12 protein-coding genes are annotated in these 14,347 nt (G+C 71.2%); 10 read left to right on the top strand and 2 right to left on the bottom strand.

What is annotated here, in order from left to right; translation table 11 throughout:
• Positions 1-465 (top strand): prepilin peptidase (locus ACYVE9_RS05540; RefSeq protein ID WP_461026577.1); only part of this gene is annotated, 465 nt, incomplete at its 5' end.
• A gap of 266 nt (positions 466-731) precedes the next feature.
• Here the strand turns inward: ACYVE9_RS05540 and mgrA are convergent.
• Positions 732-1,787 carry an L-glyceraldehyde 3-phosphate reductase gene (gene mgrA / locus ACYVE9_RS05545; RefSeq protein WP_461026578.1) on the bottom strand — a complete coding sequence of 352 codons (1,056 nt, stop codon included), beginning with the start codon at positions 1,785-1,787 and terminating at the stop codon, positions 732-734.
• 140 nt (positions 1,788-1,927) lie between these two features.
• Between mgrA and ACYVE9_RS05550 the strand changes: the two genes are divergently transcribed.
• The 4 genes from ACYVE9_RS05550 (at position 1,928) to ACYVE9_RS05565 (ending at position 7,399) form a co-directional block, all read left to right on the top strand.
• Complete coding sequence (locus tag ACYVE9_RS05550) at positions 1,928-2,695, top strand: isoprenyl transferase (protein ID WP_461026579.1); 768 nt, start codon at positions 1,928-1,930, stop codon at positions 2,693-2,695.
• 320 nt (positions 2,696-3,015) lie between these two features.
• Positions 3,016-4,338 carry a PhoH family protein gene (locus tag ACYVE9_RS05555; protein WP_461026580.1) on the top strand — a complete coding sequence of 441 codons (1,323 nt, stop codon included), beginning with the start codon at positions 3,016-3,018 and terminating at the stop codon, positions 4,336-4,338.
• Positions 4,339-5,073: 735 nt separating this feature from the next.
• The gene (locus ACYVE9_RS05560) at positions 5,074-5,814 is read left to right on the top strand and encodes an aggregation-promoting factor C-terminal-like domain-containing protein (protein ID WP_461026581.1); all 741 of its coding nucleotides are present in this window, start codon (positions 5,074-5,076) and stop codon (positions 5,812-5,814) included.
• Positions 5,815-5,959: 145 nt separating this feature from the next.
• A complete protein-coding gene (locus tag ACYVE9_RS05565) occupies positions 5,960-7,399 on the top strand; it encodes an AI-2E family transporter (protein ID WP_461026582.1) in 1,440 nt (479 codons plus the stop codon).
• Here ACYVE9_RS05565 and ACYVE9_RS05570 read toward each other — a convergent pair.
• Positions 7,393-9,183 carry an alpha/beta hydrolase gene (locus ACYVE9_RS05570; RefSeq protein ID WP_461026583.1) on the bottom strand — a complete coding sequence of 597 codons (1,791 nt, stop codon included), beginning with the start codon at positions 9,181-9,183 and terminating at the stop codon, positions 7,393-7,395. The genes ACYVE9_RS05565 and ACYVE9_RS05570 overlap by 7 nt on opposite strands.
• Positions 9,184-9,412: 229 nt before the next feature.
• Here ACYVE9_RS05570 and ACYVE9_RS05575 point away from each other — a divergent pair, with 229 nt between their 5' ends.
• The 5 genes from ACYVE9_RS05575 to ACYVE9_RS05595 all read left to right on the top strand — a co-directional run.
• Complete coding sequence (locus ACYVE9_RS05575; protein WP_461026584.1) at positions 9,413-9,937, top strand: PadR family transcriptional regulator; 525 nt, start codon at positions 9,413-9,415, stop codon at positions 9,935-9,937.
• Positions 9,934-10,638 carry an ABC transporter ATP-binding protein gene (locus ACYVE9_RS05580; RefSeq protein ID WP_461026585.1) on the top strand — a complete coding sequence of 235 codons (705 nt, stop codon included), beginning with the start codon at positions 9,934-9,936 and terminating at the stop codon, positions 10,636-10,638. Before ACYVE9_RS05575 ends, ACYVE9_RS05580 begins: the two co-directional genes overlap by 4 nt.
• Positions 10,635-12,986, top strand: a complete 2,352-nt coding sequence (locus tag ACYVE9_RS05585) for an FtsX-like permease family protein (protein ID WP_461026586.1) — start codon at positions 10,635-10,637, stop codon at positions 12,984-12,986. Before ACYVE9_RS05580 ends, ACYVE9_RS05585 begins: the two co-directional genes overlap by 4 nt.
• 297 nt (positions 12,987-13,283) lie before the next feature.
• Complete coding sequence (locus ACYVE9_RS05590) at positions 13,284-14,186, top strand: SPFH domain-containing protein (protein WP_461026587.1); 903 nt, start codon at positions 13,284-13,286, stop codon at positions 14,184-14,186.
• The coding region (locus ACYVE9_RS05595) for a type II toxin-antitoxin system antitoxin (protein ID WP_461026588.1) at positions 14,132-14,347 on the top strand (216 nt) is incomplete at its 3' end. The genes ACYVE9_RS05590 and ACYVE9_RS05595, both read left to right, overlap by 55 nt.

Below are 14,347 nucleotides of genomic sequence, written 5' to 3' on the forward strand. Positions count from 1 at the left end.
CCGGAGCTGGCGGTGTGGCTGCTGCTGACGCCCGGCCTGCTGCTGCTCGCCGTGGTGGACCGGGCCGTGTACCGGTTGCCCGACGTGCTGACGCTGCCGCTGGGGGCCGGCTGCGCCGCCCTGCTCGGCCTCGCCCAGCTGTGGCCCGGGGCGGCGGGAGAGTGGCCGCGGGCGCTGCTGGGCGGGCTGGTGCTCACGGCGGGCTACTACGTGCTGTTCCTGATCAATCCGCGGGGCATGGCCTTCGGGGACGTCAAGTTGGCTACCGCTGTGGGGGTCGCTCTTGGGTGGTACGGCTGGGACGTGCTCTTCACCGGCACGTTCCTCGGCTTCGTGCTGGGCGCCGGGCACGGGATGTGGCTGGTCATAAGGGGCAGGGCTGGTCGGCGCACCCCGCTGCCGTTCGGCCCCTTCATGGTGGCCGGGGCCCTCGGCGGGCTGGTGCTCGGCGGACTCGCGGGGTGAAAACGGCCGTGGTTGCGTGGACCACGGCCGACGAGCCGTTATGGTGGAAACCCCCCCTCGGGCCGGTCCGTATCCCCCCCACGGACCGGCCCGTTTCCGTTCCCGGCCGCCCACGCCCCCGCCGAGACCACCCCCGGCCGAGACCGCCCCCCGCCGAGACCGGCCCGTGTCGTGAGCGCCCTCCCCGCCCGCCGGCGCCTCCCCGCTCGCGCAGGCATCAGCGCCGGGACCACAGAGCCCCCGCGCCCGCCCCCGTCCCACCGCCGTCAGCTGTTGCTGCTGCGTGACCAGATGTTGCTGCCCGGCTCGGACACCGCGTAGCCGTCGATGGCGGTCAGCTCCTCGTCGGTCAGCGGCGGCCCGGTGAGCGCCTCGACGTTCGCCTCCAGCTGCGACACACTGCTGGCGCCGATCAGGGCGGACGTCATCCGGCTGTCCCGCAGCACCCAGTTGAGCGCCAGCTGGGCCAGGGACTGGCCGCGGCGCTCGGCCAGGGCGTTGAGCCCGCGCAGCCGCTCCACCACGTCGTCGGTGAGCAGCCCCGGGTCGAGTGACTTGCCCTGCGAGGCCCGCGAGCCCTCCGGAATGCCCTGGAGGTACTTGCCGGTGAGCAGCCCCTGCGCGAGGGGCGCGAAGGAGATGCAGCCCATCCCCTCGGTCTCCAGGGTGTCGAGCAGGCCGTCCTCCTCGGTCCACCGGTTGATCATGGAGTAGGACGGCTGGTGGATGAGCGGGCGCACGCCCATCCCACGCAGCAGCGCCGCGGCCTCACGGGTGCGCTGCGAGTTGTAGGAGGAGAGGCCGACGTAGAGCGCCTTGCCCTGCTGCACGGCGGAGGCGAGCGCACCCATCGTCTCCTCGAGCGGGGTGTCCGGGTCGAAGCGGTGCGAGTAGAAGATGTCGACGTAGTCGAGCCCCATCCGCTTGAGGGAGGCGTCGAGCGACGACAGCAGGTACTTGCGTGAGCCCCACTCGCCGTAGGGGCCGGGGTGCATGTCGTAGCCGGCCTTGGTGGAGACGACCAGCTCGTCCCGGTAGGGGCGGAAGTCCTGGGCCATCAGCTTGCCGAAGTTCAGCTCGGCGGAGCCGGGCGGCGGACCGTAGTTGTTCGCCAGGTCGAAGTGGGTCACGCCCAGGTCGAAGGCGCGGCGCAGGATGGCGCGCTGGGTGACCAGGGCGCGGTCGTCTCCGAAGTTGTGCCACAGGCCGAGGGAGATCGCGGGCAGCTTCAGGCCGCTGCGTCCGGAGCGCCGGTACTCCATGGAGTCGTAGCGGCTGTCGGCGGCGCGGTGGTGCGGGGCGTCGGGGGAGGGAGTGCTCATGCCCCCTTGACTATCACGCCGACCGCCGCCGACCTGTGCGAATATCACCGACCTGTGACAGTCCGGCGACGCATCACGGGGTCAACTGGCAGTAGGCTTCCGGAGGCTTGGGACCGGGGCAGGAAGGGCGTAGTGCGGAGATGAAGGCGAAGCTGCGCGATCTGGTGGTACGGCTGTACTCCCGACGGGTGGAGGGCCGCCTCGACCACGACCAGGTGCCCAAGCACATCGGCGTCATTCTCGACGGCAACCGGCGCTGGGCGAAGGCGTCGGGCGGCACCACCGAGCAGGGCCACCGCGCCGGCGCGGAGAAGATCCAGGAGATGCTGGGCTGGTGCTCCGAGACGGACGTGCAGGTCGTCACCCTGTGGATGCTCTCCACGGACAACCTGGACCGTCCCGCAGCCGAGCTCACCCCCCTGCTGGGCATCATCGAGGACACCGTGCGCGGGCTGGCGGCGGACGGCCGCTGGCGGGTGCACCACGTCGGCAACCCCGACCTGCTGCCCGACCACACCCAGCGGGTGCTGAAGGAGGCCGAGGCCGCCGCCGCGGACCGGGACGGCATAGTCGTCAACGTCGCCGTCGGTTACGGGGGCCGGCAGGAGATCGCCGACGCGGTGCGGTCGCTGCTCGCCGAGCGTGCCGAGCGCGGCGAGGCGCTCGCCGAGCTGGCCGAGTCGCTGAGCGTCGAGGACATCGCCGAGCACCTCTACACCCGGGGCCAGCCGGACCCCGACCTGGTCATCCGCACCAGCGGTGAGCAGCGTCTCTCCGGCTTCATGCTGTGGCAGAGCGCCCACTCGGAGTACTACTTCTGCGAGGTGTTCTGGCCGGCGTTCCGCAAGGTCGACTTCCTCCGCGCCCTGCGTGACTACGCCGCCCGGCACCGCCGCTACGGCTCCTGACCTCTCCGATCGCCCCCGCGTCCTGGCAGGTCAGGCGGGGTACACGGGCTCGTGGCCAGTCCGCGGTCAGGTGTTCACCCACTCGACCGCGCGGGCCGTTGCATGCGAGAGGTTGATCGGGGGAATATCACCTCCAGGTCGAGGCCCCCTCCGGGGCGGCGACCGACGGGAGGCCTTTTGCTCACCACGGATTGCCGCGCAGACCGTGCGGCGGACGCGGAGGGCCGGCATCCGGCCCGCGGGCAGCGGGTCCGGCCCGGCCTCTTCCCCAGCGACGGCGACGTCGCGCACCGACCTCTTCCGAGGGGGTTCGTCCATCCGTGGTGACCAGCAAGAAGCGCCGCGAGAACGACCGGCGCACCTATGTCATCGACACCAGTGTCCTGCTCGCCGATCCGGCGGCGATGGCACGCTTCGACGAGCACGAGGTCGTGCTCCCCGTGGTTGTGGTCACGGAGTTGGAGGCCAAACGCCATCACCCGGAGCTGGGCTACTTCGCCCGCCAGGCCCTGCGGCTGCTCGACGAGTACCGCATCCGGTTCGGCCGGCTGGACGCCCCCATTCCGATAGGAGAGCTGGGTGGAACCCTCCGGGTCGAGCTGAACCACTCCGATCCGGGCATCCTGCCCGCCGGATTCCGGCTCGGCGACAACGACTCCCGCATCCTGGCGGTGGCCCGCAACCTCCAGGCCGAGGGGTACGACGTCACCGTCGTCTCCAAGGACCTGCCGCTGCGCATCAAGGCGTCCTCGGTGGGTCTGCTGGCTGAGGAGTACCGCGCCGAGCTGGCCATCACCGAGTCCGGCTGGACGGGGATGAGCGAGCTGAGCCTGCCCGCCGAGACCGTCGACGAACTGTTCACGGCCGAGAGCGTGGACGTGCCGGAGGCCGCGGAGCTGCCGGTGCACACCGGGCTGGTGCTCCAGTCGGGCAAGGGCAAGGCGCTCGGCCGGGTCACGCCCGACGGCCGGGTCAGGCTGGTCCGCGGCGACCGTGAGGTGTTCGGCGTCCACGGGCGTTCGGCGGAGCAGCGCATCGCGCTGGACCTGCTGTCCGACCCGGACATCGGCATCGTGTCGATGGGCGGCCGGGCCGGTACGGGCAAGTCGGCGCTGGCGCTGTGTGCGGGCCTGGAGGCGGTCCTGGAGCGTCGGCAGCACCGCAAGGTGATGGTCTTCCGGCCGCTGTACGCGGTGGGCGGGCAGGACCTCGGATATCTGCCGGGCACGGCCGACGAGAAGATGTCGCCGTGGGCGCAGGCCGTCTTCGACACGCTCTCCGCGGTGACGTCGCGGGAGGTGATCGAGGAGGTGGTGGCGCGCGGCATGCTGGAGGTGCTGCCGCTCACCCACATCCGGGGCCGTTCGCTGCATGACGCGTTCGTGATCGTCGACGAGGCCCAGTCGCTGGAGCGCAACGTGCTGCTGACGGTGCTCTCCCGCATCGGGCAGGACTCCCGGGTGGTGCTGACCCACGACGTGGCGCAGCGTGACAACCTGCGGGTCGGTCGGTACGACGGTGTGGTCGCGGTGGTGGAGAAGCTGAAGGGCCACCCGCTCTTCGCGCACATCACGCTCAACCGCTCCGAGCGTTCGCCGATCGCGGCGCTGGTCACCGAGATGCTCGAGGAGGGCCACATCTGAGCGAGCGCGCCCTGTGACGCTCCGGACAGCGAACGGGGCGCCGACGAGGACGGGGGCCACCCGCAGCGTGCCGCGCGGGTGGCCCCCGTCCTCGTGTGCGGACGCGGCGCGGACGTGTGCCTGCTCCCGAGGTGACGGCTCCGCGTGTTGCACTCCGGCCCGGAACACCCGGGATGCTCGAAGTCCGGCACTCCGTCCCACTCCGCCCGCTCTACGCACGACATGCCCGAAGTGGACGGTGTCGGCTGGTCGTCACTGTTGCGGTGACATGAGGGGTGCGAGCGCCAAGTACGGTTCGCGCGCTGTGCGGTGGGGTGTCCTGTTGTGCGGATCACCCTCGCGGGGTGGTGTGGTGACGGTCCGTCGCGGCGGGTCGGGGTGAGTGCAGCACTCTAGTCCGAGCGGTGCGGCTGCGCTTGTCTATCCTCAAGTACCCTCCGGTAAACGACGTGTGACGTTTCCCACGTCGTGGAGAATTGCCACGGCCGGTGGGTCTCCGGCAGGGTGTGGATCCTGTCAGGCCCCGCATACGGCACAGCTGCAACACCCCGCGGCGAAGCGCCGCACAACTCAACACACGTCACCGCCGTATGCCGCCCGAGCACCACGCTGGACTCCCCTCGACGGGAGCCCTTCCGGGCCCGCACCTCCTGTGGCCGAGCTCAGGGGAGGTCAGTGCCAGGGGCACGATTGCGTCCGCGGGGTCACCCGGCGGGCATTCTGGAAGGAAACTGTGTGACTACTCGGATTTCGGTCCGGGGATTCGCCGTGGCGTCCGCCACCGCGGTCACCACCGTCGGCGCCGTCGTTGGTGTGGCCACGGGCAGCCAGGCAGGCACGGCCGAACCGGTCGAGCTCGCGAGTGCTGACGCGACGCTCCTCGCAGACATACCAGTGGGTGGCAACACCCAGCTCCAGACCGCTTCGTTGACGCAGCAGGCGGACGTCCAGTCCGACGCGGCGAACGCGGCTGCCAAGAAGTCCGCGGAGGAGAGCGCCCGCAAGCAGGCCGCCAAGGACGCGGCAGCGAAGAAGAAGGCGGCGGACGAGAAGAAGGCCGCCGCCGAGCGGGCCGAGAAGCTCGCCGAGGAGCGGGAGGCCGAGCGTGAGGCTGCGGCGAGCCGCAGCAGCGAGCGCAGTGCCAGCGCGCCCGCCTCCACCAACTTCGCGCCGCAGTCGTCCTACACCGTGGCCGAGGTGAAGGCGATGGCCCAGCAGATCGTGGGCGGCGGCCAGTTCCAGTGCTTCTCCAACATCGTGCAGCGTGAGAGCACCTGGAACTACAAGGCGCAGAACCCTTCCTCGGGTGCCTACGGCCTCGTGCAGGCGCTGCCCGCCTCCAAGATGGCCTCGGCCGGTGCCGACTGGCAGACCAACCCGGCGACCCAGATCAAGTGGGGCCTCAACTACATGAACGAGCGCTACGGCAGCCCCTGCGGCGCCTGGGAGTTCTGGCAGGCCAACCACTGGTACTGAGCCCGCGCACGGACCGACGCCGCCCCCGCCCCGTCATCGGGGCGGGGGCGGCGCGCGTCTGTCGGCTGTCAACCTTCGGCACGGGTACCGTCGTCCTTCGATGAGACACGATTCTTGATGGGCTACGCGGGTGCGAAGGAACGGCATGTCACGATTTGACCGGCTCAAGGTGGGTGCGTCCCGCATGGCCACGCGGGTGTCGGGGTTCCGTGAACGGGCGGAACGCGAACGCTCCGAGCGGGAACGCGAGGCGCGGCGCCGTGAGGAGGCACAGGCCCTGGAGCTCGCCCCACCCGCTCCGGGCCCGCCGCGCAAGCCCGCGCCCGACTCGGTCATCCCGTGGGGTATGCGGGTGGCGGCCGAAGCCGGCTGGCGCCTGCTCGTCCTGGCCGGCGTCCTGTGGGTGCTGATACAGGTCATCGGCGCGATCAGCCTGCTCATCGTCGCCTTCTCGGCCGGCCTGCTGATCACCGCGCTGCTCCAGCCGTCGGTCTCCCGCCTCAAGCGGCTCGGCCTGGGCCGCGGTCCGGCGACCGCGGTGAGCTTCGTCGGTGGTTTCTCGATCATCGGCCTGATCGGCTGGTTCGTCGTCTGGCAGGTCATCGAGAACCAGGAGGACCTGGTCAAGCAGGTCCAGAGCGGTGTCGACGAGCTGCGCACCTGGATACTGAACAGCCCCTTCCAGGTCACCGAGGAGCAGCTCAACGACCTGGCCGACGACCTGAACACCTGGATAGGCGAGCACAGCCAGGAGCTGACCAACGCCGGCCTGGAGGGCGCCACGATGGTGGTGCAGTTCCTCACCGGCGCGGTCCTGGCCGCCTTCGTCTGCCTGTTCCTGCTGTACGACGGCCGCCGCATCTGGGACTGGTGCCTGAACTTCGTGCCGCAGTCCGCCCGTGAGGGTGTGGCCGGTGCCGGGCCGCGGGCCTGGGTGACGCTCACCGGTTACGTGCGCGGCACGGTGATTGTGGCCTTCATCGACGCGCTCGGCATCGGCATCGGCATCTACATCCTCGGGGTGCCGCTCGCGGTGCCGCTGGCCGTGATCGTGTTCCTCTTCGCGTTCGTGCCCATCGTCGGTGCCACGGTCTCCGGCGCGCTCGCCGTGGTCGTCGCCTTCGTCACCAACGGCATGGTCACCGCGCTGCTGGCACTGGGTGTGGTGCTGATCGTGCAGCAGATCGAGGGCAACGTGCTGCAACCGTTCATCCTGGGACGCCTCGTCCGGGTCCATGCGCTCGGTGTGGTGCTGGCGGTGACGGGCGGCTCGCTGCTGGCCGGTATTCCGGGCGCGGTCGTCGCGGTGCCGCTGGTGGCCGTCTCGAACACCGTGATCACCTATCTGCGGGCGTACTCCGACCAGCAGGAGCGGGCGGAGCCCTCCGGGTCGACCATCGCCGAGGCGTCACCAGCCGTGCCGCCGCGCCTCCAGGGTGAGCCGCCCAAGGTCGGGGCGACGGCGGTGACGGCCCTGGACCGGGAGGGCGACGAGGCGGACGGCGCCGACCGGCCGACGGGCGGTGACCGTCCGGACGAGGGTGAGGGTCCGAGGGGGTCCGGCCGGGCACCGGACGCTCAGTAGGGCGACTCGCGGGCCTCGGCGAAGGCCTTGAGACGCAGAGTGTCGGCGTCCGTCCACTTCTCGGGCGGGGCGACCGCCGCCCAGCCCTCCACGGCGTTGGTGCCGTATCGGTGGCCGTGGGGGGCTTCGACGCCGTAGGAGGTGGCCATGTCCATCGTCGTCTGCCAGAAGGTGACGAACGGGAACCAGTTGACCTCCTGGGTGACGTCCGGCCCCAGTGGGGGCCGCAGCCACGCCGGCCGTCGCAGGGCCAGGCCGGGTGACCACCACACCACCGGGTCGGAGGCGTTCGCGAGGTAGACGACCCGGGGGTGCTGCCAGCCGCCCGGCTGCGGCATCAGCAGATCCCGCTGCGGGTACTGGGCGAACCGCACGTGGCGGCCGCCGTCGAACACCGGCCGCCACACCGGCGTGCCGGGCTCCCGCCGCGCGGTGACGTCCGACCAGATCGGGCTGAAGTGCGGCGGGCCGACGAGCAGGGCGCCGTCGGTCCTGGCGAGCAGGTCGTCGATGCCGTCGAAGGAGTCCTCGATGGCCGTCGCGCCCAGGCTTTCGCCGAACACCACCAGCCGCGGCCGTTCCCGCTCGGGCATGGTGTCGAGCCGGGCCCGCACCGCCCGGACCAGCTCCCGGGTGGCACGGCCGGCCTCCTCCCGGTCCACCACGAACGACACCCAGCTCGGCAGGTAGGAGTACTGCACGGCGACGATCGCGGTGTCACCGTTGTGCAGGTACTCCAGCGGCTCGGCGGTGCGGGCGTCGATCCAGCCGCTGCCCGTCGTCCCGGCGATGGCGAGCACCTCGCGGCCGAACCCGCCGGTCCGGTCCAGCTCGGCCAGGGCCAGCTCCGCCTGCTCCCGGTACGTGGCGCTGCCGGTGCGGCCGACGTAGACGCGGATCGGGTCCATGGCCCGCCGCCCGGTGAACGAGCTGATCTGCTCGCGGCTCAGCACGCTGCCGGTGAAGTTGCGGCCCTGGTACCCCAGGTCCTCCCAGTCGATCAGCGAGTCCGGGCTGCCGGACACGAAGGGCGAGCCGGACTGGATGACGCCGTCCTTGGTGCTCTTGTCGGTGTTGGCGGCGACGCGGGAGGCGATGTCCACGACGCCGCGTTCGAAGACCACGTCCTTGGCCCCGAACAGCACCACGACGGCGCTGATCACGAGCCCGGCCGTCACCGCGACCGGTCGCGGCACGAACCGCAGCAGCACCCGGATCAGCTCCCGGGTGCCGACCCGCACGCTGCGGGCGGCGAGCAGCAGCGCCCAGCAGATCGCGAGGGACATCAGCGCGATCATCGTGGAGTGCCAGGTGAGGGTGGGCGGCAGTTCCTGGAGCTTGCGCAGCTCCCGCTGCATGCGGGCGCTCTCCGACAGCAGCAGCACGGTCAGGGCGATGCCCAGCACGAAGTAGGCCTGCCAGGCGCGGGCCCTGATCCGGCGCTGGGTCTCCTCGCTCGGCCGCCGGCGCACCAGCACCGGCACGCCCCAGCCGAGCAGGCAGCCGAGGGCGTAGCCGATGGCGGCGGTGATGCCGCCGATCATGCCCTGGAGGTACCAGGGCCTGGGCACGAGCGAGGGGGTCAGGGAGAGCCAGAAGAAGACGGTGGCGACGACGGTGGCCGTGAGGTCGGGCCAGCGCCGGACCAGCCACGTCTCGTCGGGGCGTTCCCAGTAGGGCCTGCGGGCGAACCGGACGAGCCGCCGGGCGGAACGTGCCAGCGCGGTGTCCGGCGCCGGCTGCGACGCTTCGACCGGGACTTCGTTCCCCGTGGTACCGAGCATCGACGTCTCCCGGGCTGTCTGTCGCTCACCCCTGGCGTCACGGTGGATGTTCCGGCGCCGTCTCCTGGGACGCGTCCGCACTCGTCGGGGTTGTTCGGCCACTGATCGTACGGCTCCCGGGGTTCCGCGGCCTGCGATATACCGGCCGTGTCCGGCATGCGGCCTGCCGGGAAGCGGGTCCGCACACGGCTATACATCGCGTGTATACGCGTGGTGTACAGTGCTCCGCATGTCCATCAGCCACACCCTGCTCGGGCTCCTCGAGTCCGGCCCCAGTCACGGTTACGACCTCAAGCGGACGTTCGACGAACGCTTCGGTCACGACCGGCCCCTGCACTACGGCCAGGTCTACTCGACGATGTCCCGCCTACTGAAGAACGGCCTCGTCGAGGTCGACGGCATAGAGGCCGGCGACGGCCCCGAACGCAAGCGCTACGCCATCACCGACGCCGGCATCACCGACGTCCAGCAGTGGCTGCAACGGCCCGAGAAGCCCGAGCCCTACCTCCAGAGCGTGCTCTACACCAAGGTCGTGCTGGCACTGCTCACCGGCAGGGACGCGGCCGAGCTGCTCGACAACCAGCGCGGTGAACACCTGAGGCTGATGCGCGAACTCACCCGGCGCAAGCGCGGCGGCGACCTCGCCGACCAGCTGATCTGCGACCACGCGCTGTTCCACCTCGAAGCGGACCTGCGGTGGCTCGAACTCACCGCCGCACGCCTCGAGAAGCTCGCCCAGGAGGTACGCGCATGACCACCGCCAGCCAGCCCGGAGCGCTTCTGACCGCCTCCGCGGTGCACAAGACCTACGGGGCGACCAAGGCGCTCGACGGCGCCGACTTCGCCATTCACCCCGGCGAGATCGTCGCCGTCATGGGCCCCTCGGGTTCCGGCAAGTCGACGCTGCTGCACTGCCTCGCCGGCATCGTCACCCCGGAAGAGGGGACGGTGCACTACCGCGGACACGAGCTGTCCGCCATGTCCGACGCCGAACGCAGCGCGCTGCGCCGCGGCGACTTCGGGTTCGTCTTCCAGTTCGGCCAGCTGGTGCCCGAACTGACCTGCGTGGAGAACGTCGCCCTGCCGCTGCGGCTGGCCGGAGCGGACCGCAAGGTCGCCGAGAAGCAGGCCGTGGAGTGGCTGGAGCGCCTGGAGGTGGCCGAGGTCAGGAACAAACGGCCCGGTCAGGTCTCCGGTGGCCAGGGCCAGCGGGTCGCCGTCGCCCGCGCCCTGGTCGCCACCCCCCGGGTGGTCTTCGCCGACGAGCCGACCGGCGCGCTGGACTCGCTGAACGGCGAGCGCGTGATGGAGCTGCTCACCGCCGCCGCGCGGGACACCCGTGCAGCCGTCGTGCTCGTCACCCACGAGTCGCGGGTCGCCGCCTACTCCGACCGCGAGGTCGTCGTACGGGACGGCAAGGCGCGCGACACGGCAGGCATGGCGGGCATCGCATGATCACGCAGTGGGCCCGCGAACTGGCCATGGGCGCCCGGTTCGCCGCGTCCGGCGGCAGGTCGGGCTGGACCAGGACACTCATGACGGCCGTCGGCGTGGGCCTCGGCGTCGCGGTGCTGCTGCTGGCCGCGTCCATTCCGACGGCGATCGACGCCACCACCGCCCGTCAGGACGCCCGCGAGACGCCACTGTTCGGCGAGGACGCACCGAAGAGCGACACCACCGTGCTCGCCACCCACGCGGACACCGAGTTCAGGGGCTCCGTCATTCGGGGACGTCTGGTCCAGGCGGACGGCCCGATCGGGAAGGCGGTCCACCCGCCCGGCACCGAACGCCTGCCGGCGCCCGGTGAGATGGTCGTGTCACCGGCACTGAAGCGCCTCCTGGAAAGCCCGCGGGGAGACCTCCTCGAGAAGCGCTTCGAGGGCGCCGAGATCATCGGCACGATCGGCGACGAGGGTCTGTGGGGGCCGGCCGAACTCGCCTTCTACCTCGGCTCGGACATGCTGGACGACTCCGGCGGCGACGGTTCCACGCGCATCGACGCGTTCGGCGTCCAGGACGACGGCGACGGGCTGAACGCACTGCTGCTGGTGCTCATCGTCGTCATGGTCGTGGTGCTGCTGATGCCGATCGCGGTCTTCATCGCGACGGCGGTGCGCTTCGGCGGGGAGAGCCGCGACCGGCGACTGGCCGCGCTGCGGCTGGTCGGCGCGGACAACTCCATGGCCCGACGTATCGCCGCGGGCGAGTCGCTCTTCGGCGCGCTGCTCGGACTCGTGGTGGGCGGCTGGCTGTTCCTGCTCGGCCGGATGTTCATCGGCCGGATCCACTTCATCAACGAGATCTCGCTCTTCCCGTCCGACGTCACCCCGGTCGGCTGGCTGGCCGCGCTGGTCCTGCTCGCGGTGCCGGTCTGTGCGGTCGCGGTGACGCTGCTGGCGATGCGCGGCGTGGCGATGAGCCCGCTGGGTGTCGCCAGAGAGGGCACCGACCGCGGCCGGAGGCTGTGGTGGCGCCTGCTCGCGCTCGTCGCCGGCGGCGGCGCACTCGTCGCCATGGGGTCGCAGTTCTCCGAGACGAGCCCGGTCAACGAGCCCGGCCTCGCCGCCGCTGTCATCCTCACCCTCGTCGGCATCACCGCCCTGCTGCCCTGGGTGGTGGAGCGTGTGGTGGGCCGCCTCAACGGCGGCGCGCTGTCCTGGCAGCTGGCCATCCGCCGCCTCCAGCTCAACAGCGGCCTCGCGGCCCGCGCGGTCAGCGGTGTCACCATCGCCGTCGCCGGGGCCATCGCCCTCCAGATGCTCTTCGCGGCAGTGGAGATCAAGGAGACGTCATCCACCGGGCAGGACCCGGACCGGGCCCAGGCGGTGGCCGGTGAGGCGGTCGCAGACGGCGCCCAGGCATCGGAGGTCTTCCGCGGCTACGCGGACACCGAGGGAGTGCGCGAGGCGCTCGGTCTGGTGAGTTCGTCCGCCGTGCACGAGAAGGCGAAGCCCGACGCCGACGGCTACGTCGAGTCGATCATGATCACCGTGGCGGACTGCGCCACCCTCGCCCAGGTCGTGAAGACCGGTGCCTGCCAGGACGGCGACGTCTTCCTGGCCAAAGGCGAGTACGACACCGGCCCCATGCCGACCCCCGGCGACCGGCTGAACCTGTCCGCGGACCTCAGCGAGCCGGGCAAGGTCGACACGAACGCCCCGACCTGGTGGACGGTCCCGGAGGACGCCCGCCGCACCGAGGCCGTCCCCGACCCGGCGGGCAGCCTGCGATCCGGTGTCTTCGCGACACCCGCCGCACTGGAGGTGCCCCTGCTGCGGACCGCTGAGGCGGTCTCCCTGATCAGCACGGAGCCCGGCGCGCCGGACGTGATCGAGCACCTCCGCAACACGGCCGGGCTCGCCGACCCGTCGGCACACGTCTTCCAGCTCGTCTCGGAACGCGCCTCATCGGAGTTCGCGGCCCTCAGCAACGCCCTGCTGCTCGGCGCGATCGTGGTCATGCTGCTCATCGCGGCCAGCATGATCGTCAACACGCTAGAGCAACTCCGGGAACGCAAAAGCCAGTTGGCCGTCCTGGTCGCCTTCGGCACCCGGCGCTCCACGCTGGGGGCCTCGGTGCTGTGGCAGACCGCCGTGCCCGTGGGCCTCGGGCTCGTGATCGCCACCGGCGGCGGTCTGCTGCTCGGTCTGCTGCTGCTGCGCCTCGTCGGCGGCACGGTGATCGACTGGCTGGCGTTCGTGCCGCTCGCGGCTGCGGGGCTCGGCATGATCCTGCTCGTGACGGTGGCCAGCATGCCGGCGCTGTGGCGCACGATGCGGCCCGACGGGCTGCGCACGGAGTAGGAGGACGGCCGACCGCCCCACGGGGGCAGCGGCACCCTCCCCTGAGGCCCTGGCCGGCGGACGACCGCCGGCCAGGGCCTCCCGTGTGCCCGAGAAGCTCTGGCCATAGCTCTCCGCGTGCGCTAATCTGCTATCACATTGATAGATGGCAGCCGTTCGCTCTCCACGGGGGATTCCATGACAGAACGCAAGTACGACGAGACCTCGGCCGATTCCGCCGACCCGTCCCCGTCCCACCACCCCGTCGAGCGGGCGCGGGACGGCGGCCCGGCGGACGTGACGGTCGACGCGCCCGTGATGCCCGAGGCCCCCGTCCGGGAGAAGGCCGCACACAGCGTCAACGGCGGACTCGGCCTGCTGTTCGCCGTGTCCGGCCTGCCGCTCGCACTCGGCCTGGTGATCGCCGGGATCGTGTTCGGCTTCGATCCGGGCGACGCCCCGGTGCTCGGCGCGCTGCTCATCGTGCTGGGCGCGCTGCTGCTGCCGCTGGCGCTGCTCTCCTGGAACGGGCTCAAGATGGTCGCGCCCGGTGAGGCCCGCGTCATCCAGTTGTTCGGCCGCTACGTTGGCACGCTGCGCACCGACGGGCTGCGCTGGGTCAACCCGCTGACCACCAGCAACAAGATCTCCACCCGGGTGCGCAACCACGAGACCGCGGTACTCAAGGTCAACGACGCCAAGGGCAGCCCCATCGAGATCGCCGCGGTGATCGTCTGGCAGGTCGAGGACACCGCGCAGGCCAAGTTCGCCGTCGACGACTACGAGGAGTTCGTCACCACCCAGACCGAGACGGCCCTGCGCCACATCGCGACCAACTACCCCTACGAGAGCGACGACGAGCTGTCCCTGCGGGACAACGCGGAGAGCATCACCGACCAGCTCTCCGCCGAGGTGGACGCCCGCGTGGGTGCCGCCGGGGTGAAGGTCGTCGAGTCCCGCTTCACGCACCTCGCCTACGCCCCGGAGATCGCCGCGGCGATGCTCCAGCGCCAGCAGGCCGGAGCCGTCATCGCGGCCCGCCGCGAGATCGTCGAGGGCGCCTGCGGAATGGTCGAGTCGGCGATCGCCCGCATCACCGAGAACGACCTCGTGGAACTCGACGAGGAGCGCAAGGCGGCCATGGTCTCCAACCTGCTCGTCGTGCTCTGCGGCGACCGCACCCCGCAGCCGGTCCTCAACGCGGGCTCGCTCTACCAGTGACCGAGCGCCCGGCTCGCCGCCCGGCCCGCAAGCAGGTGCTGCTGCGGCTCGACCCCGCCGTCCACGACGCCCTGGCGTCGTGGGCGGCGGACGAGCTGCGCAGCACCAACGCGCAAGTCGACTACCTCCTCCGCCGGGCCCTCGCCGACGCCGGACGCCGA

It is taken from the genome of Streptomyces sparsus (assembly GCF_054776295.1).